The 18,731-nt window shown below is 41.7% G+C and carries 17 protein-coding genes and 1 pseudogene; 13 read left to right on the top strand and 5 right to left on the bottom strand.

Annotation, left to right across the window (positions count from 1 at the left end; all coding sequences use genetic code 11):
• Positions 1-382: 382 nt before the first annotated feature.
• Positions 383-1,012 carry an ECF transporter S component gene (locus tag CLOSA_RS21565; protein WP_013274849.1) on the top strand — a complete coding sequence of 210 codons (630 nt, stop codon included), beginning with the start codon at positions 383-385 and terminating at the stop codon, positions 1,010-1,012.
• Positions 1,013-1,120: 108 nt separating this feature from the next.
• Here the strand turns inward: CLOSA_RS21565 and CLOSA_RS23805 are convergent.
• A pseudogene (locus CLOSA_RS23805) lies at positions 1,121-2,064 on the bottom strand (DDE-type integrase/transposase/recombinase).
• A gap of 260 nt (positions 2,065-2,324) precedes the next feature.
• Between CLOSA_RS23805 and rpmH the strand changes: the two are divergent.
• From rpmH to rsmG, 8 genes are all read left to right on the top strand, one after another.
• Positions 2,325-2,459 carry a 50S ribosomal protein L34 gene (rpmH, locus tag CLOSA_RS21555; RefSeq protein ID WP_013274848.1) on the top strand — a complete coding sequence of 45 codons (135 nt, stop codon included), beginning with the start codon at positions 2,325-2,327 and terminating at the stop codon, positions 2,457-2,459.
• A 130-nt stretch (positions 2,460-2,589) separates the two neighbouring features.
• Positions 2,590-2,937, top strand: coding sequence for a ribonuclease P protein component (gene rnpA, locus CLOSA_RS21550; protein WP_013274847.1), 348 nt, complete (start codon positions 2,590-2,592; stop codon positions 2,935-2,937).
• Between the two features lie 4 nt (positions 2,938-2,941).
• Positions 2,942-3,157, top strand: a complete 216-nt coding sequence (yidD, locus tag CLOSA_RS22395) for a membrane protein insertion efficiency factor YidD (protein WP_013274846.1) — start codon at positions 2,942-2,944, stop codon at positions 3,155-3,157.
• Positions 3,158-3,176: 19 nt separating this feature from the next.
• A complete protein-coding gene (locus CLOSA_RS21545) occupies positions 3,177-4,460 on the top strand; it encodes a YidC/Oxa1 family membrane protein insertase (protein ID WP_013274845.1) in 1,284 nt (427 codons plus the stop codon).
• A gap of 12 nt (positions 4,461-4,472) precedes the next feature.
• Positions 4,473-5,138: an RNA-binding cell elongation regulator Jag/EloR gene (jag, locus tag CLOSA_RS21540; protein WP_013274844.1), complete on the top strand. Its 666-nt coding sequence runs from the start codon at positions 4,473-4,475 to the stop codon at positions 5,136-5,138.
• A gap of 170 nt (positions 5,139-5,308) precedes the next feature.
• Positions 5,309-6,688, top strand: coding sequence for a tRNA uridine-5-carboxymethylaminomethyl(34) synthesis GTPase MnmE (gene mnmE, locus CLOSA_RS21535; protein WP_013274843.1), 1,380 nt, complete (start codon positions 5,309-5,311; stop codon positions 6,686-6,688).
• A 148-nt stretch (positions 6,689-6,836) separates the two neighbouring features.
• Positions 6,837-8,738, top strand: a complete 1,902-nt coding sequence (mnmG, locus tag CLOSA_RS21530; RefSeq protein ID WP_013274842.1) for a tRNA uridine-5-carboxymethylaminomethyl(34) synthesis enzyme MnmG — start codon at positions 6,837-6,839, stop codon at positions 8,736-8,738.
• 9 nt (positions 8,739-8,747) lie between these two features.
• A complete protein-coding gene (gene rsmG, locus CLOSA_RS21525; RefSeq protein WP_013274841.1) occupies positions 8,748-9,479 on the top strand; it encodes a 16S rRNA (guanine(527)-N(7))-methyltransferase RsmG in 732 nt (243 codons plus the stop codon).
• Between the two features lie 93 nt (positions 9,480-9,572).
• On the opposite strand, the gene CLOSA_RS21520 is transcribed toward rsmG, so the two are convergent.
• Complete coding sequence (locus tag CLOSA_RS21520; RefSeq protein WP_013274840.1) at positions 9,573-10,523, bottom strand: alpha/beta fold hydrolase; 951 nt, start codon at positions 10,521-10,523, stop codon at positions 9,573-9,575.
• Positions 10,524-10,785: 262 nt separating this feature from the next.
• On the opposite strand from CLOSA_RS21520, the gene CLOSA_RS21515 reads away from it, so the two are divergent.
• From CLOSA_RS21515 to CLOSA_RS21505, 3 genes are read left to right on the top strand one after another with little or no spacing between them, the layout of a single operon-like run.
• Positions 10,786-11,556: a ParA family protein gene (locus CLOSA_RS21515; RefSeq protein ID WP_013274839.1), complete on the top strand. Its 771-nt coding sequence runs from the start codon at positions 10,786-10,788 to the stop codon at positions 11,554-11,556.
• Positions 11,557-11,558: 2 nt separating this feature from the next.
• Positions 11,559-12,503 carry a ParB/RepB/Spo0J family partition protein gene (locus CLOSA_RS21510; protein ID WP_013274838.1) on the top strand — a complete coding sequence of 315 codons (945 nt, stop codon included), beginning with the start codon at positions 11,559-11,561 and terminating at the stop codon, positions 12,501-12,503.
• Between the two features lie 24 nt (positions 12,504-12,527).
• Positions 12,528-13,034: a DUF4446 family protein gene (locus tag CLOSA_RS21505; RefSeq protein ID WP_013274837.1), complete on the top strand. Its 507-nt coding sequence runs from the start codon at positions 12,528-12,530 to the stop codon at positions 13,032-13,034.
• A 56-nt stretch (positions 13,035-13,090) separates the two neighbouring features.
• Here CLOSA_RS21505 and coaW read toward each other — a convergent pair whose 3' ends face one another.
• A complete protein-coding gene (coaW, locus tag CLOSA_RS21500; RefSeq protein WP_242647770.1) occupies positions 13,091-13,957 on the bottom strand; it encodes a type II pantothenate kinase in 867 nt (288 codons plus the stop codon).
• Positions 13,958-14,327: 370 nt separating this feature from the next.
• On the opposite strand from coaW, the gene adhE reads away from it, so the two are divergent.
• Complete coding sequence (adhE, locus tag CLOSA_RS21495; protein ID WP_013274835.1) at positions 14,328-16,943, top strand: bifunctional acetaldehyde-CoA/alcohol dehydrogenase; 2,616 nt, start codon at positions 14,328-14,330, stop codon at positions 16,941-16,943.
• Positions 16,944-16,994: 51 nt separating this feature from the next.
• Here adhE and nudC read toward each other — a convergent pair whose 3' ends face one another.
• Positions 16,995-17,837, bottom strand: a complete 843-nt coding sequence (gene nudC / locus CLOSA_RS21490; RefSeq protein WP_013274834.1) for an NAD(+) diphosphatase — start codon at positions 17,835-17,837, stop codon at positions 16,995-16,997.
• 167 nt (positions 17,838-18,004) lie between these two features.
• Complete coding sequence (locus tag CLOSA_RS21485) at positions 18,005-18,592, bottom strand: biotin transporter BioY (RefSeq protein WP_013274833.1); 588 nt, start codon at positions 18,590-18,592, stop codon at positions 18,005-18,007.
• Positions 18,593-18,731: the final 139 nt, after the last annotated feature.

The following is an 18,731-nucleotide window of genomic DNA, read 5'->3' as shown; positions in this document are numbered from 1 at the left end:
TTTCAATGATAATAGAAAAAAATTGTGGATAAGTATGTGCAGAGGATGTGTATTGCATGTGAATCATGTGTTGATAATCATCCGGAGAGAGAGTTGTCCACAAAAAAGGTTATTTTTATAAGTTTGGTTATTCACATCCCAGAAAAGTGGATTTATTTGGACTTTCAGGACAGGCCTGTGAATAAAACGACGTTTATCAAGATAATATCCATAGAGTTTTCCACAAGTTATCCCCATAATGTTGATAAGTTTATGTAAATTAACAAAATGGGCGTAAATTTCCTGACGCGGATTGACGGATCAAAGCTTTCTATAATATAATGCACATGTAACCAGATGCATTGTATCTTTATAAAAGAACAGTAGCACAGGAGGAAAAAAAATGAATATTGAAAACAAAACCCGTAGCCTGGTACTGGCAGCCGTATTTGTTGCCATTATCGTCATCCTGGCGTTTACGCCCTTAGGGTACATACCTTTGGGATTTATGAACGCCACCATCATTCACGTTCCGGTCATAATTGGAGCCATTATTCTTGGACCAAAATATGGCGGATTTTTGGGAATGGTATTCGGATTCACCAGTTTGTGGAAAAATACCAACATGCCCAATCCTACATCCTTTGTGTTTTCCCCGTTTATCAAAGTGGGAGAGTACGGAGGAAATATCGGAAGCCTGATCATTTGCATGGTACCCAGGATCCTTATCGGAATTGTGGCCTATTATGTATTTCGGGCGGTGTTAAAAGCTTTGGGTGGAAAAAGCGGTAAGAGGACCATTGCTTTGGCGGCTGCAGGGGTGGCCGGATCATTAACCAATACTCTTTTGGTAATGAATCTGATTTATTTATTTTTTGGTAAAGAATACGGTCAGGCGGCGAAAGGATTGACGGAAGGTATTTATTCCGTAATTATAGGAATTATATGCATCAACGGAATTCCTGAGGCCATTGTGGCTGGGATTCTTACGGTAGCGGTCACACAGGCTTTATTTAAGGCCATGAAAGGGTAATACTGGGCAGGGAAGCCTGTTATATCTCTGATCCGGTATCCGGAATGCTCCGCAAAAAAGCCGGGAGAGCATTGGTTTCAAAAGAAAAAATACAATTTTGTAGGTTTGTCAATCATGTGTTACACTCACCGCCAAATAATTCATGAGTACTTGCCGCGGAGTTTTCCATCCCAAAGGACGCATGGGAAAGCAGTTATAGCTCCTGCTGTTGTATAGCTTTAGTTGCTTAGCGAAATCTTGAAAGCTATAAAACGTATGGGTGGCATAGAAACGCTCATTGTCCTTGCGATGACTCCGTTCTACCTTGCCATTGTGCCGGGGAGTAAACGGCCGGATCAGCTTATGCTTTATGCCATACCGTTCCAGATGAACCTGAAATAGAGTTGGTTTCTCCCTGTGAGTGGTAAAGCGGTTCGTAAATTCCGTACCATTGTCAGTCTGAATGCATTCAATCTGAGCAGGGAAGGCCTTTACCAGATGATCCAGAAACTGGGCGGAGGAATAGGTGTTGTGTTCCTCAAAGGCTTCTACAAAACGCCACCTGGAATACTCATCAATGGCTGTATATTGAAAAAAATGCTTCCCAATAACCTGACTGTCTTTAAGCAGGCAGAGGGAACGAATTTTACATCTACTTGCAGCCGCTGGCCGGGATAATTCATTTGTTCGTACGGCTTTGGGATATACTTAGGGTTAGGAGGCTTAACAGCCATAATACCCTGCTTTTTGAGGAATCGGTATAAGCCTGGAATTGAGCGTGAATACCCCCGCTGCATAAGTTTCACCCAGAAAACAACCAGGCCAGCATGAGGATTGCGCTTACGCATATCCAGAATCAACTTGATTTCCTCAGAGGAATGCTGGTTGGGATGGTGAAGAGGTCGCCTGGATCGCTCCCTGAGGGATTCAATAGAGCCGTCAAAGCGCCGTTTCCAGCGGTAGATATACTGCCGGTTGGTCTTGTACTTGATGGCAGCTTTAGAGACACCATGTTTTTGGGCATAATTAAGGAGTGATAGACGAAACCTCATATCTTGTGTTATACTAGCCATGCGGAGATACCTCTTTCTGTTTGTGTTTTGGTTTGGCGATTAAAATATAACACAGAAATGGTATTTCCGTCTTTTTAATTATTCAGTTGTAACACATGTATTGTAATCCTACAGGTTTCAAAAGAAAAAATACAATTTTCCCTTGACGAACCATCTTTTGTTCTATATAATTGAAACGATGTTTAATTAAAATAGTCTCAATATGTTTCATCATATTGCCTATGATAAGCTATTGTAACAAGAGGAGGTGTCCGTAGATTATGAAGATGACGTTTCAGCCAAAGAAGAGACAGAGATCCAAAGTTCATGGTTTCAGAGCCAGAATGAGCACTCCAGGCGGAAGAAAAGTTTTAGCCGCAAGAAGAGCAAAAGGAAGAGCAAAATTATCAGCTTAATGGACCAGGCCGCAAGTAATTGTGGCCTTTTCTTTTCTCAAATTCCGGGAAACAGGAAAATACCTTTACACCCGGTAAGACGGTGTGGCTCTGTCCTAAAAACGTGGACAGGAGATAGGAAAAAAGTTTCATGAAACATTTTAATTCAATTAAAAAAAACAGGGATTTTCAGGAAGTTTATCAAAACGGAAGATCCCTTGCCAACAAGCTTCTTGTGATGTACATCAAAAAAACGGACCGGCCGGAAACCAGAATCGGGATATCCGTCAGCAGGAAGGTAGGCAACAGCGTTGTAAGACATCGCATAACCAGATTAATCAGAGAAAGCTTCAGGCTTCATGAGGACATGGTGGAGACGGGATTAGACATCGTAGTCGTTGTAAGAGCAGCGGCAAAGGAAGAAAATTACAAAACAATCGAAAGTGCATATCTGCACTTGTGCGGACTTCATAACATTTTAAAAAAAGAATCGAAGTGATCTTATGGTAAAGAAAGTCATGATATTGTTGATCAGAGGATATCAGAAATATCTTTCTCCTCTGAAAATAAGAACTCACTGCATTTACACGCCTACGTGTTCTCAATACGCCATTGAGGCACTTACAAAGTACGGTGTGTTGAAAGGTACATTTTTGGCTTGCAAAAGGATACTTCGGTGTAATCCATTTGCAAAAGGCGGTTATGATCCAGTTCCGTAACAGATGAGGAGGTAGTTCATTGGAATTCTTAGTACTGACTAAGGTAGGAGGCATCCTGGGGCCGTTTGCAACCGTTCTGGGTGTTATTATGGATTGGCTGTTTAAGCTGACCAGCACGTTCGGCATTCAGAATATTGGTTTATGTATTATTTTATTTACTCTTGTAACAAAGCTTCTTATGTTTCCGCTGACGTTAAAGCAGCAGAAGTCATCAAAGCTTATGAGCGTCATGCAGCCGGAAATTTCAGCGATCCAGGCGAAGTATAAAGGAAAAACTGACCAGGAATCCATGAGAAGGCAGAATGTGGAGGTTCAGGCAGTTTATGAGAAATACGGAACTTCCATGACAGGAGGCTGTGTGCAGCTTGTCATACAGATGCCGATTCTTTTTGCCCTGTATCAGGTCATTTATCATATTCCTGCCTATGTACAAAGTGTTAAGGCAGTATATGAAAATGTGGTGACTGCGATTAATTCCCTTGGGGTGGACCATGTGGGGATGCTGACACAGTTTGCCGCAGATAATAAAATCAATCTTTCAAGAATTGGAAGTCTTTCAAGCAGCAATGGGATGGTAGATTACCTTTATCAGTTAAATCCCAGCCAGTGGAGTTCTTTGCAGGTATTATTTCCTTCCATTAAGGAAACGATTGCTGTTAATGCAGCTCAGATCTCCCATATGAATTCGTTCCTGGGAATCAATCTGGCCTCTACGCCATCAAGCGTATTGTTTCCGCCGGGAGGAGGCTTCCATTTCAGCCTTGCCATTCTCATTCCAATTCTGGCCGGTCTCAGCCAGTGGTTCAGTACCAGGCTGATGACAGTGAATCAGCCGCAACATGGAAATGATGAGAATAATACTATGGCTCAATCCATGAAGAGCATGAATACGATCATGCCTCTGATGTCTGTATTTTTCTGTTTTACTTTTGCATCAGGTATTGGTATTTACTGGATTGCTTCCAGCGTGTTCCAGATCATCCAGCAGGTTGCTGTAAACCGTCATTTAAACCAGATTGATATGGATGAGATGATCAAAAAGAACGTGGAAAAAGCCAATAAAAAGCGTGCCAAGAAGGGACTTCCTCCTCAGCGAGTTGCCCAGAATGCCACAGCCAACTTAAAGAATCTTCAGGCTTCCAATGAAAAGGCGGAGGCTGAGATGAATGCCAAGGCTGAAAAGACAAAGGAACAGGTTAAGGCTTCCAACGATTATTATAACAACGGAACCTCAAATCCGGGCAGCATTGCATCAAAGGCGAGGATGGTTGAGAAGTACAACGAAAAGCACAATAATAAATAGGAGGGGTGACCTATGGATATGATTACAGTTTCAGCAAAAACCGTAGATGAAGCGATTACAAAGGCATTAATCGAATTAGGGACAACCAGTGATAAGCTGGAGTATGAGATTGTTGATAAGGGAAGTAATGGTATTCTGGGAATTATCGGTTCAAAACCGGCTATCATCCGTGCAAAGAAGAAAGAGACCTTGGAAGATAAGGCGGTGACATTTCTTTCCGATGTGTTCGGCGCTATGGATTTAGGGGTCCATATGGAAGCAGCCTATCATGAAAAGGAAAAAGAGCTATCCATTAACATGTCAGGAGATGACATGGGAATTTTAATAGGCAAGAGAGGACAGACCTTAGATTCTCTGCAGTATCTGGTCAGCCTTGTATTAAACAAGGAAAATGAAGATTATATCAGGGTAAAGCTTGATACGGAAAATTACAGGGAGCGGAGAAAAGAGACTCTGGAAACCCTGGCAAAAAACATTGCTTATAAGGTAAAGCGGACAAGACGTTCCGTTTCTCTGGAACCAATGAATCCTTATGAAAGAAGGATCATTCATTCCGCACTTCAGAATGATAAGTTTGTTGTTACTAGAAGTGACGGAGAAGAGCCATTCAGGCATGTTGTTATTTCCTTAAAAAAGGATTATTCCAAAAAGGACCGGAATCAGGATAAAGATAAATAAACAAACAATCATGAGGGGTTGGGGCTGTCGGAAGGCACCTCGCCCCTTTTCTTTAGAATGCGGCTATTTACGGATCGACGTTTGTATGATAGAAAAACGTCTTCCAATCTTTAATTTGTGAATCAACGGGAAATGCAGATATAACCGGATGATTCATTAGGAGACAAACAATGAAAATGAATACAATAGCGGCCATCGCCACGGCTATGTCCAGTTCCGGGATCGGGATCGTAAGGATCAGCGGCGAAGAGTCATTTCAAATAATAGATCGAATTTTTAAGGCAAAGGGAAATGGAGAGAAAAAGCTTTCCTTAGAGCCGTCTCACACCATTCATTACGGATGCATTTATGATGGGGATGAGATCATTGATGAGGTACTGGTTCTTATTATGAAAGGACCCCGCAGCTATACGGCAGAAGATACGGTTGAGATCGACTGCCATGGAGGAGTCCTTGTGACCAAAAGGATTCTGGAGACAGTGTTAAAATACGGAGCCAGGCCCGCAGAGCCTGGAGAATTTACCAAAAGGGCGTTTTTAAACGGCAGGGTGGATCTGTCTCAGGCAGAGGCCGTCATTGATGTCATCCATGCGAAAAACAATTATGCCTTAAAATCTTCGGTCAGTCAGCTGGAGGGAGCTGTATCCAGGAAAATAAAGGATATGAGAGAGAAAATCATCTATCAAATTGCCTTTATCGAATCTGCTCTTGATGATCCTGAGCACATTTCCCTGGATGGGTACCAGGAGCTTCTTTTGAAAACATTGGAACCTATTAAGGAGGAGCTGAACCTTCTTATTAAGTCCTCGGATAACGGAAGAGTTTTATCAGAGGGTATTGAAACTGTTATTTTAGGAAAGCCAAATGCGGGAAAATCTTCTCTTTTAAATGTTCTTGTGGGTGAGGAACGGGCGATTGTAACAGATATTGCTGGGACCACCAGAGATACTTTAAAGGAGCAGATCCGGCTGGAGGATCTAAGCCTTAATATCATAGATACGGCAGGAATCCGGGATACTCAGGATGTGGTAGAGAAAATCGGCGTTGAAAAGGCTAGAAGTGCAGCTCAGGAAGCAGATTTGATCATTTATGTGGTGGATGGTTCCTGTCCTCTTGATGAAAATGATGAGGAGATTTTAACATTCATAGAAAGCAGGAAAGCAGTGGTACTTTTAAATAAGACAGATCTTATTCCTGTGGTAACGGAGGATATGTTAAAAATGAGGACCAGACATCAGGTGATTCCTATTTCTGCAAAGGAACGGCTGGGGATCGGGAACCTGGAGAATGAGATTAAGGCCATGTTTTATCATGGTGAGATTGATTTTAATGATCAGGTTTATATCACCAATGTAAGACATAAAAATGCCCTTCTGGAAGCGCTTAAGAGTCTTTCCATGGTGGAACAAAGCGTAAGAAATGAGATGCCTGAGGATTTTTATTCCATTGATTTAATGGATGCCTATGAGCAGTTAGGAACCATCCTGGGAGAATCGGTGGAAGATGATCTGGTAAATGAAATATTCCGTAAGTTTTGTATGGGTAAATAAATATACGGGCTGAAATTCATACCTTACTGTCCGGAAAAGGGTGGACCAGGATGGATAAGGTCTAATAAGTATGCAGGAACGTTTAAAATACTGGCAGAAGATGTTCTGGATTAAGAGAACATGGGTGAAAATAGGAGAGGAGTACAAAATGCAGCATTTAGAAGAGTTTTATGATGTAGTCATAGTGGGTGCGGGCCATGCGGGCTGTGAAGCGGCTCTGGCCTGTGCAAGGCTGGGGCTTGAAACCATTATGTTTACTGTCAGCGTGGACAGCATAGCGCTGATGCCATGCAACCCCAATATAGGCGGAAGCTCCAAGGGCCATCTGGTAAGGGAACTGGATGCCTTAGGAGGGGAAATGGGAAAAAATATCGATAAAACCTTTATCCAGTCCAAAATGTTAAACCAGTCCAAAGGGCCGGCTGTTCATTCCTTAAGGGCTCAGGCGGACAAGCAGGAATATTCCAGAGCCATGAGAATGACTCTGGAGAATACAGACCATCTGACCATAAGGCAGGCAGAGGTTTCCGAAATCATAGTAGAGGATGGGACTCTTACGGGAGTTAAGACCATTTCCGGAGCAGTTTATCATTGCAAGGCGGCAGTTCTGGCAACAGGTACTTATTTAAAAGCAAGGTGCATTTACGGGGATGTAAGTGAGTATACAGGGCCTAACGGCCTTAAGGCAGCCAATCATCTCACGGATTCCTTAAAGGAACATGGGATCGAAATGCTGCGTTTTAAGACAGGAACTCCAGCCCGGGTGGACAAGAGAAGCATAGATTTTTCCAGGATGGAAGAGCAGTTTGGAGATGAGAAAGTGGTGCCCTTCTCCTTTTCCACAGACAGGAAAGCCTTGCAAAAAGATCAGGTTTCCTGCTGGCTTACTTATACCAATGAAAATACCCATCAGATCATTCGGGAAAATATAGACCGTTCACCCTTATATTCCGGAGCCATCGAAGGCACCGGGCCTAGATATTGTCCATCCATTGAAGATAAGGTCGTAAAATTTTCTGATAAGGAACGTCATCAGGTCTTTGTAGAGCCGGAGGGGCTTTTTACCAATGAAATGTATTTAGCCGGTATGTCCAGCTCCTTGCCTGAAGATGTCCAGTATGCCATGTACCGGACTGTTCCAGGGCTGGAGAATGTGAGGATTGTCAGAAATGCATATGCCATAGAATACGACTGCATCAATTCCAGACAACTGAAGTCAACCCTGGAACTTATGTCCATCAGAGGATTGTTTTGCGGCGGCCAGTTTAATGGAAGCTCGGGATATGAGGAGGCGGCGGTTCAGGGCTTTATGGCAGGAGTAAATGCTGCCATGAAATTATTGGGCAGAGAACAGGTGGTACTGGATCGTTCTCAGGCTTATATCGGCGTACTCATCGATGACCTTGTCACTAAGGAAAACCATGAGCCGTACCGTATGATGACCTCCAGAGCGGAATACAGACTTTTGCTGCGTCAGGATAATGCGGATCTCCGCTTGATGAAAATCGGTCATGATATTGGACTCATAAGCCATGAGCAATATGAAAAACTTCTGGAAAAGGAACGGTTGATTGAGGAAGAAATCCGGCGTCTGGAATCAACTAATATAGGAGCATCCAGAGAAGTCCAGGCGTTTTTGGAAGAAAACGGGAGCACTCCTCTTAAGACCGGAACGACCTTGGCAGAACTGGTAAGAAGACCGGAATTGGATTATATTATGTTAACTAATATTGACAATCAAAGACCTTTGCTTCCGGAAGATGTTATCGAGCAGGTCAATATTAACATTAAGTATGATGGATATATCCGCAGGCAGAAACAGCAGGTAATCCAGTACAAAAAGCTGGAGAATAAAAGGCTGGATGTGGAATTTGACTATTCTTCCGTAAAGGGCCTTAGAAGAGAAGCCATCCAGAAGCTGAATCTGTATAAGCCCATGTCCATTGGACAAGCATCCAGAATATCCGGCGTATCACCGGCAGATATATCTGTTTTACTTGTTTTTCTGGAGCAGCTTCGTTATCAGAAGAGTCTGGAAAAGAAAGAATGAGGAATCATGATGACAGGTGCATTTGAAGAAAAGTTTCAGAATGAATTGAATTTATTATCTATCGAATTAAAAAATTACCAAATAAATCAATTTTATGATTATTTCCAATTATTAATTGAATGGAATAAATTTATGAATTTAACTGCAATTACTGAAATGGATGAAGTGATCACAAAGCACTTTGTTGATAGCTTGTCCCTGGTAAAGGCAGTGAAAGAGATGAGAACAAAAAATTATAGGATCATTGATGTAGGAACAGGAGCAGGTTTTCCAGGAATCCCTTTAAAAATTGCATTTCCTGATTTAAAAATTACCTTGATGGATTCCTTAAATAAGAGAATCAATTTCTTAAATGAAGCAATTAACCGTCTGGAACTGAAAGAAATCGAAGCCATTCATGGAAGAGCAGAAGATCTTGGAAGAGATCCTCTTCACCGGGAACAGTATGATCTTTGTCTTTCCAGGGCGGTTGCAAACCTTAGTACATTATCTGAATATTGCATGCCATTTGTAAAACCAGGCGGTTATTTTATTCCATATAAATCCGGAAAGATAGAGGAAGAATTGGGAGCAGCAAAGCATGCCATCTTTTTACTGGGAGGAAATGTGGAAGAGGTAAAAACATTTTTACTTCCTGGAACAGAGGTTGAAAGATCCTTGGTAAAGATCGTTAAGAATCATGGCACTTCTAAAAAGTATCCAAGAAAAGCCGGATTGCCGTCAAAAGAACCATTAAAATAAAATGTTTCACGTGAAACATCCATCAGCTGTCAACTTAAACAAAATACAATGGATGTTTCACGTGAAACATTATTTTTACGACTATGAATATTTTTAAACAAAGAACATTTGAATGACATGATATAGTTCAGAAGGATTTTCTAATTGAGGAAGTAATTTGGAATTACTGATCAGGGAACTTTCTATGGCTGGATTGTAAATCTGATATTCACGAATCATTTCACTGATGTTTTCTATTTCACATCCCCCAATGATGTAAATGCTGTTGTTGATTTTCTTTAGAGCATTTACTATGTTACACTTGGTATAATTGCATTTTACACTGGCATATAAAGATTTAGGGGAATCTCCTAAATGGGCTGATTCATAGTATGCATCCACCAGAGAGGTTTTTACAGAATATGGATTGTAGTAATAATTAGTAGCAAATTCTTCCATAATTGCCTGTTTGCTGGTAGCAATATGGTAGAGCAGTGTTCCCAATACAGGTAAGTCCAAAATAAACTTGTAGACTTTTCCATGTTTATTTGGAATCTGGCTGCATGCAAGTAATGTGTCAGGGTTGATCAGCATCATTTGATCAAAAAGTTCCGGAGATTGATTGCAGGCCATGACAACCAGGGCGGAAGATGATCCTGATGCGATCACATTGGTTCGATGTCCTATTTCCGACTTAATAAAATCTGATATCATTTGAACATAGAGATAATTGGTATAGGTCAGATCCGGTTTTTCAGATCGTCCGCATCCCAGCAGATCCACCGTGTATACGGTATATTGTTCCTTTAAATGACTTATCATCTGATTCCATTCGTATCCGCTGGAACAGGTTGTCAAATCATGAATAAGTAAAAGTGGTTTTCCGGTACCTGCTTTTGTATAATGAATGTTACCGAAACGCCATTTATAACACAGAGATTTGGAATCTGATAATATGTTTTTCGATGTGGCGGAATATTTAATACATTTATTAATGACAGCAGTAGCAGCAGCTGTGCTGGCAGATAAAATAAGCAAGGTCAATAATTTGTTCTTTGTTTTCATACTCTACCTCCTGAAATAGGTTGATCTTTTCTTATTATAATATAATCAATATAGACTTACAACGCCTAACATATTAATTTATTCTTAAAACTTGGCCATATAAGATCGAAAGCCAGGGATGAGAACGAAAAAATGTTTCACGTGAAACATTTTTTGTAATTTATAGATTTTTTTTACAGGAAACCATAGGAAAAAAAAATAAAGTATGCTATACTCTACTTTGAACTGCAATTTCCGGATGTAGTAACAGGAGAAAACTAAAATGGGAAGAATCATTGCGATAGCAAACCAGAAAGGCGGAGTCGGTAAAACGACGACTGCAATCAATCTATCAGCTTGTCTTGCGGAATCAAGACAGCGGGTATTGGCTGTGGATTTTGATCCACAAGGAAACGAAACCAGCGGATTGGGGATCGAGAAGAGTTCCATTGAACGAACCGTATACGATCTGTTGGTAGGAGAGTGTGAAATTGAAGAATGTCTGATTACCAATGTTCAGGAAAATTTAGATTTGCTTCCATCTAATGTGGATTTGGCGGGCGCAGAGATAGAATTATTGGAAATCGAAAACAAGGAAACACTCCTCAAAACATATCTTGAAAAAATCAAGAAGCACTATGATTTTATTATCATAGATTGTCCTCCGTCATTGAATCTATTGACAATTAATGCCTTAACAGCTGCGAATACCGTATTAGTGCCAATTCAATGTGAATATTATGCGTTAGAAGGATTAAGTCAGGTATTAAAGACCGTAAATCTGGTGAAAAAGAAACTGAATCCTGCTCTTGAAATGGAGGGAGTGGTTTTCACCATGTACGATGCCAGGACAAATCTATCTCTGGAAGTTGTAGAAAGTGTAAAGAACAATTTAAACCAGAATATCTATAAAACCATTATACCCAGAAATGTCAGACTGGCAGAGGCTCCCAGCCATGGAATGCCGATTAATTTATATGATTCCAGATCAGCAGGAGCGGAAAGCTACCGGTTACTGGCGGCTGAAGTAATAAGCAGAGGAGAAGATTTATAATTATGGCAAAGAGAACGGGTTTAGGAAAAGGCCTTGGTGCAATATTCGGAGATGAAGTAATGGAATCTGTTGCAGAGGATCAGGAGCTGAAAAGCCATCCAAAGCAGGAACAAGCCGTGGTAAAAACAGTAAATGGAGAAGAGGAGCAGGAAACAGGAAAAGGACTGTTCCTTAAATTATCTTCCATTGAACCAAATCACCATCAGCCAAGAACAGAGTTTCGGGAGGAATCCCTCATGGAATTAGCAGAATCCATGAAGGAATATGGTGTTTTACAGCCTCTTTTGGTACAGAGAAAAGGAGATTTCTACGAAATTATAGCCGGAGAACGAAGATGGAGAGCAGCTAAGCTGGCAGGTCTGAAGGAAGTGCCTGTGGTGATCCGGGAATATACAAAGCAGCAGTCAATGGAAATTGCACTGATTGAAAATGTACAAAGAGAGGATCTAAATCCCATAGAAGAAGCCAAGGCATATCAGAGACTGATGCAGGAATTTGGATTAAAGCAGGAAGAAATCGCAGCAAGGGTGGCAAAAAACAGAGTAACCATCACGAACAGCATGCGTTTATTAAAGCTGGACAACAGAGTTCAGGATATGCTTATTGAAAACCAGATAACAGGTGGCCACGCAAGGGCTCTGCTGGCTGTTGATGAACCGGAGCTACAATTTCAGATCGCAGGAAAAATTGTTTCAGAAAATTTAAGCGTTCGTGAAGTGGAAAAATTAGTTAAGTCCATGTCAAAGAAAAGGGAACCAAAGGAAAAAAAGGATGAGGATGAGAGCATTTCCCTGATCTTCAGAGAATTGGAAGACCGGATGAAAACTGCTATGGGAACAAAGGTAAGCATAAACCGGAAGGATAGAAATAAAGGAAGAGTGGAAATTGAGTACTATTCTGAGGCAGAATTGGAAAGAATAGTAGAGTTGATAGAATCCATAAGATAACATCATGGAAGCGAGGACGAAAGAATGGACAACAGTATATTGAATCAGTTATCGGTTGATCCTGCTTTTTTAATCATTGGATTAGCCGTACTAACCATAATATTACTGATCGTCGTAATCATATGTCTGGTTCAGATGAGAAAGCTGTACCGCAGATACGACTATTTTATGAGGGGAAAAGATGCGGAAACCCTGGAAGAGATTATTATGGAGCAAATGGAGGATATTGCGGAATTAAAAGCAGAAGACCGGGCCAATAAGGATTCCCTTCGTAATACCAACAAAAATTACAGAAGCGCTTTCCAGAAGTTCGGACTTATAAAATATAATGCGTTCAAAGGGATGGGCGGAAATTTAAGCTTTGCTATGGCGATTCTTGATTATACAAATTCTGGTTTTGTTTTAAATTCCGTACACAGCAGGGAAGGCTGCTATGTTTATATTAAGGAAGTGGAACGAGGAGAAACAGATGTCCTGTTGGGAAGCGAGGAAAAAGATGCTTTGGAGCAGGCATTGGGATATCATTCATAAAAGGAAGGTGCAGCGTCTGCTGCACCTTCCTTTTATGAATTTAGTTTACAATAATTCTACGAAGGTGTGGCCTCCGGGGATGGAATCTGCCTCATTTCCATGTGTCGTTCCTCAGTTAGGGCAGCACCGATGGCAGTACCATATTCCGCATGGTCCGGTATGATAAAATGGACGTGGAACATGGTTTCCAAAGATTGGAATATTTCTTTGCACTGGGGGAACTTTGCAAGGTTTCCGGTCATGACAAAATTGGTGATATTGCTGTTCAGGGAAGATAAAATAGCAGATTTACCAATGACCTGAAGCACCATATTGATGATTCCCATGGCGATGTCCTCATCTGATACAAGGCTACGTACCTTGCCAAAGTTAGAGGCTGTAGCAGAAAGAGGGAGGCCGGGAAGAGGCGTTTTTGAGATATCCTGTATCTGCAAATCAATGTTACTTAAATTTCCTCGGCTTGCCAGCTCCATGATCTGAGAGATATCCTGGGTTTTCAGTAAAAGACTTGAAAGTCCAAGAATGGTTCCTCCCCCAATACCAATTCCTCCGGTATGAATGATTTTATCCCCGTTTACCTGCACCAGGGAGGTTCCGGTCCCCATGCTTACAACAATCAGGTCATTCAGACCCGTAAAGTATTGTCCCCCCAAACCGTTGCAGGTAAATTCATCTACCTTATAAGTAGGAATCCCGTACAAGGGCTGTTCTACGTAAGCGCTGCCTACCCCGGTGATCATGATTTTTTCAATTTCATTTAACTGGATGCTGTTTTCATAAATAAATTTTCCAAGAGCCCCAAAGAGAGAAGCAATGGGATTGTCAGCTTTGACAAAAGTAGGAATTTTTAATTTATTATCCTGAAATCCTACAATTTTCGTGGTACTCCCTCCAAGATCAATTCCAATGGTAATTTTCATCATTCCAAAATCCCCTTATCCTTTTATAAAAATAATCTCATCTGACCCATATAAGATGAGAATGAGGTAACATAATTTTATTTCCATCATAATCCTTTGATTCTAAGGCTTACTATATCATACATGATAAGGATTGCCAAGTTTTTAAATCCGATCAATGGACCTGTTAATACCGGAAGAAGAAAAGAATCCTTGTATTTATTTTAAAAATATGAGTTTTGAATAAAAAAAAACAGGAACCATGTATATTTTTGTGAAATATAATATTGACAAAAAAATAACAATAACATATAATGATATCACAGCAGATCGTTAAAAATATATCGATATAAAAATACCTATTTAACTTATTTAAAAATGGAGGAAAGTTATTATGGCAAAGAAAGAAGAACAGGTAAAGGTTCCCCAGATCATAGATAATGTAGATGCATTGATCGCCAAGATGGAAGCTATGAGGGAAGCCCAGAGAGTATTTGCTACCTTCACTCAGGAGCAGGTAGATAAGATTTTTTATGAAGCAGCAAGTGCTGCCAATAAACTGAGAATTCCTCTGGCAAAAATGGCTGTCCAGGAAACCGGCATGGGCGTAGTGGAGGACAAGGTTATTAAGAACAACTATGCGGCTGAATATATTTATAATACATTTAAGGATACTAAAACTTGCGGTGTGATTGAAGAAGATAAGGCATACGGTATTAAGAAGATTGCAGAGCCCATTGGTCTGGTTGCGGCGGTAATTCCAACCACCAATCCCACATCAACGGCTATTTTCAAAACTCTTATCAGCTTAAAGACCAGAAACGCCATTATGATCTCCCCCCATCCCCGTGCAAAGAATTCCACGATTGCGGCTGCAAAAGTAGTTCTCGATGCTGCAGTTAAAGCAGGTGCACCTGAGGGAATCATTGGCTGGATTGATGTACCGTCCCTGGAACTGACCAATGAGGTCATGAGAAGTGCGGATATTATCCTGGCGACCGGAGGCCCTGGAATGGTAAAGGCCGCTTATTCTTCCGGTAAACCTGCTCTTGGTGTTGGTGCAGGTAATACCCCTGTCATTATTGATGATACGGCGGATATAAAGATGGCTGTCAGCTCGATCATTCATTCCAAGACCTTTGATAATGGTATGATCTGCGCTTCTGAGCAGTCTGTGACAGTACTTGAAAGTATTTATGATGCGGTTAAAAAAGAATTCGGAGCCAGAGGTTGTTATTTCTTAAAGGGCAATGAGATTGATAAGGTTCGTAAGACCATTATCATCAATGGCGCCTTAAACGCCAAGATCGTAGGGCAGAAGGCCGCAACCATTGCAAAGCTTGCAGGGGTTGAAGTACCGGAAGACACAAAAATCCTGATCGGTGAGGTTGAGAGCGTTCATATTGAAGAAGAATTTGCACATGAAAAGCTGTCTCCGGTGCTGGCAATGTATAAGGCAAAGACATTTGATGAGGCCATTGAGAAGGCAGAACAGCTGGTTGCTGACGGCGGTTACGGACATACCTCTTCTCTCTATGTAAATGTAAATGAAAAAGAAAAAATGGAGAAGCACGCAGCGGCTATGAAAACCTGCCGTATTCTGGTGAACACTCCTTCTTCCCACGGCGGCATCGGTGATATTTATAACTTCAAGCTTCAGCCATCCCTGACCTTAGGCTGCGGTTCCTGGGGCGGAAACTCTGTTTCTGAAAACGTTGGGGTAAAGCATTTGCTGAATATTAAGACCGTTGCTGAGAGGAGAGAGAACATGCTGTGGTTCAGAAATCCGGAAAAGGTTTACTTTAAAAAAGGATGTATGCCTGTCGCACTTAGCGAATTAAAGGATGTCTATAATAAAAAGAGAGCATTCGTAGTAACTGACTCCTTCCTTTACATGAATGGCTATACAAAACCGATTACAGATAAATTAGATGAAATGGGCATCGTTTATACCGTATTTTCCGATGTTCAGCCTGATCCGACCCTGGCAAATGCCCAGGCAGGCGCGGCAGCCATGAAGGCATTCCAGCCGGATACCATTATCGCATTGGGAGGCGGTTCTGCCATGGACGCAGCCAAGATCATGTGGGTTATGTATGAACATCCGGAGGTGGATTTCCAGGATATGGCGATGCGTTTTATGGATATCCGTAAGAGAGTCTACACATTCCCAAAAATGGGAGAAAAAGCTTACTTTGTGGCCATCCCCACATCTTCCGGTACCGGCTCTGAGGTAACTTCCTTCGCGGTTATTACTGACCAGGAAACAGGAGTGAAATATCCTCTTGCAGATTATGAATTAATGCCGGATATGGCGATTGTTGATGCAGACAATATGATGAGCCAGCCCAGAGGTCTTACAAGCGCTTCCGGTATCGACGTTATGACTCATGCATTGGAGGCTTATGCATCTGTAATGGCTTCCGATTATACGGATGGCCTTGCACTGAAGGCAATGAAAAATGTATTTGACTACCTGCCCACAGCATACAAGGACGGAACCAACGTAGAAGCGAGATGTAAGATGGCAGATGCTTCCTGCATGGCAGGTATGGCATTTAACAATGCATTCTTAGGTGTATGCCATTCCATGGCTCATAAATTAGGTGCTTACCATCACCTTCCTCATGGTGTTGCAAATGCCTTGCTGATCACCTTGGTCATGGAGTTCAATGCTTGTGAAGTTCCGGCTAAAATGGGAACCTTCCCACAGTATGAGTATCCTCATACCCTTGCAAGATATGCTGAGTGTGCACGCTTCTGCGGCTTAGAAGGCAAGGATGATGCCGAACTGCTTAAGAAACTCATTGCAAAGATTGAAGAATTAAAGAAGGCAGTGGGGATCAAATCAAGCATTAAGGAATATGGCATTGATGAAAAGAACTTCCTGGATACTTTGGATGAAATGGTTGAAAATGCATTTGATGACCAGTGTACAGGAGCAAACCCAAGATATCCTCTCATGAGTGAGATCAAGGAAATGTATTTAAAAGCTTATTACGGTAAATAAGGATAAATAGGTGGCAAAAGGCCGCCCCCGAATCGCGGGGGCGGCCTTTTTTTATATCACTTTTCCGTGTTTGAAAAGAAGGATCATTTCATGGGTCAGGCTTAAATTGGTGAAATCATCAGGGATATCCTCAGGAGCCATCCAGTCGGCTGTGGATAACTCTGTTTCATCCAGCCGGACTTGTGGAGAACCATCCAGCTCGGCCCAGTATCCTACTAAAATAGAATCGCTGAAGCCCCAAGGCTGGTTTTTATAATAGCGGATGTTTTTGACCCGCAGTCCTACCTCTTCCATGACCTCCCTGTTTACTGTCTCCTCCAGAGTCTCACCGAATTCCGTATAACCGGCGATCAGGGCATACCGGGTGTATTCCCTTCCGGCATATTTGGTCAGAAGAAGCTTTCCATTGTGAATAACAGCTACAATGACAGCAGGAGAGATCCTGGGGTAAACGGTGTTTCCACAGGAAGTGCACACCATAGACCGTTCTTTTTTGCTTTTCATCATGGGAGAGCCGCAGCAGCCGCAATACCGGCTGGAGCTGTAGAATCTGTGAAGCTGCATGGCGGAAACGGCAGCAAAGGATACCCACATGGGTTTTAGATCTCTTATGATACCGGTTTGATAAAAAAACAGAGAATCTGTTTCTGTCAGGGAAATCCTGGTTTCATCTACAAGAAAAAAATCCATCTGATCAATGGAAAAAAGGTAGTCAGAGCTTGCCATGGCTTTCTCACCAAAGCCTTTTAAGGCTTCAAATTGAGGGATTTTTCTCGATTTTTTATGATCCAGAAGGAGGCGGCCATCCTGGAAGTATAGAAAATAGCTGTCTGGTTTCGGCGTTTTTATTTCAAATTCATTATGGAACACGTGTGGAAAAATATCCTGAATCATATGTGGAAAACCTTCTTTTTGATTATTTGATTACAGTCCCGCCATTCATAAGCTGTAACTTCATTGTTATTCATTTTAAATTCCAAAGGCTTTTCTGTCAAGCCATATGGAAAGGATTAAAAATAATACGGCCGGTGCTTATTAAAGCAACGGCCGGGAATGTTCTGTTATTGCCGGAAAACTGCTTTCCGGATGGGAATACCGGTGATGACTGCGATTACCGTAAGGATGATGTCCTTGGGCACGAATGCCACGATGGAATAGGAGAATACGCCGAGGACTGACATATCCCCGGATAATGCCGCCCATTGGAGTCCACCCATGGTTTCATCCAACAAGGTACCGAGAATGGGGAGCAGGAACATAAGAATTGTGTTTAAGAACTTATTGCCGGTTTTCGGCCTGATGCCACAGAGAAGGACCATAATGAGCCAACCCCATATATAACCGCCTGTAAGTCCCAGAAGGAATTGGAAGCCTCCCCGGAAGTTGGAAAAAACCGGCAGGCCCACGGCTCCTAAAAGGATATAAATAAAAGTAGCTAATAATCCAAGCCTCCAACCCAGTACAGTTCCTATCAGAGCGACTCCAAAGATCTGGATCGTAATGGGAACTCCGGTGGGCAAGGGGATGGATATTTGGGAAATCACGGCAAGGACAGCTGCAAACATTCCTGCCAGCACCAGATCCTTCGTTGAAATCCGCCGTTTGGCAGCGGATGAGGCCTTTGATTGAAAGGTATTTGCTGTATTCATAAGATCATGCTCCCTTTTAGTAAGATTCATTCTAATGGAATGGTAACACATGCAAAAATGATTGTCAACCAATAATTAATATGTAGTTAACAATTAGAAATTGGTTTCAAGACAAAATAGATAAATGTATGAAAAAATA

The organism is [Clostridium] saccharolyticum WM1 (assembly GCF_000144625.1).
Taxonomy (GTDB): domain Bacteria; phylum Bacillota; class Clostridia; order Lachnospirales; family Lachnospiraceae; genus Lacrimispora; species Lacrimispora saccharolytica.
This window is presented reverse-complemented; position numbering and strand designations above follow the sequence as displayed.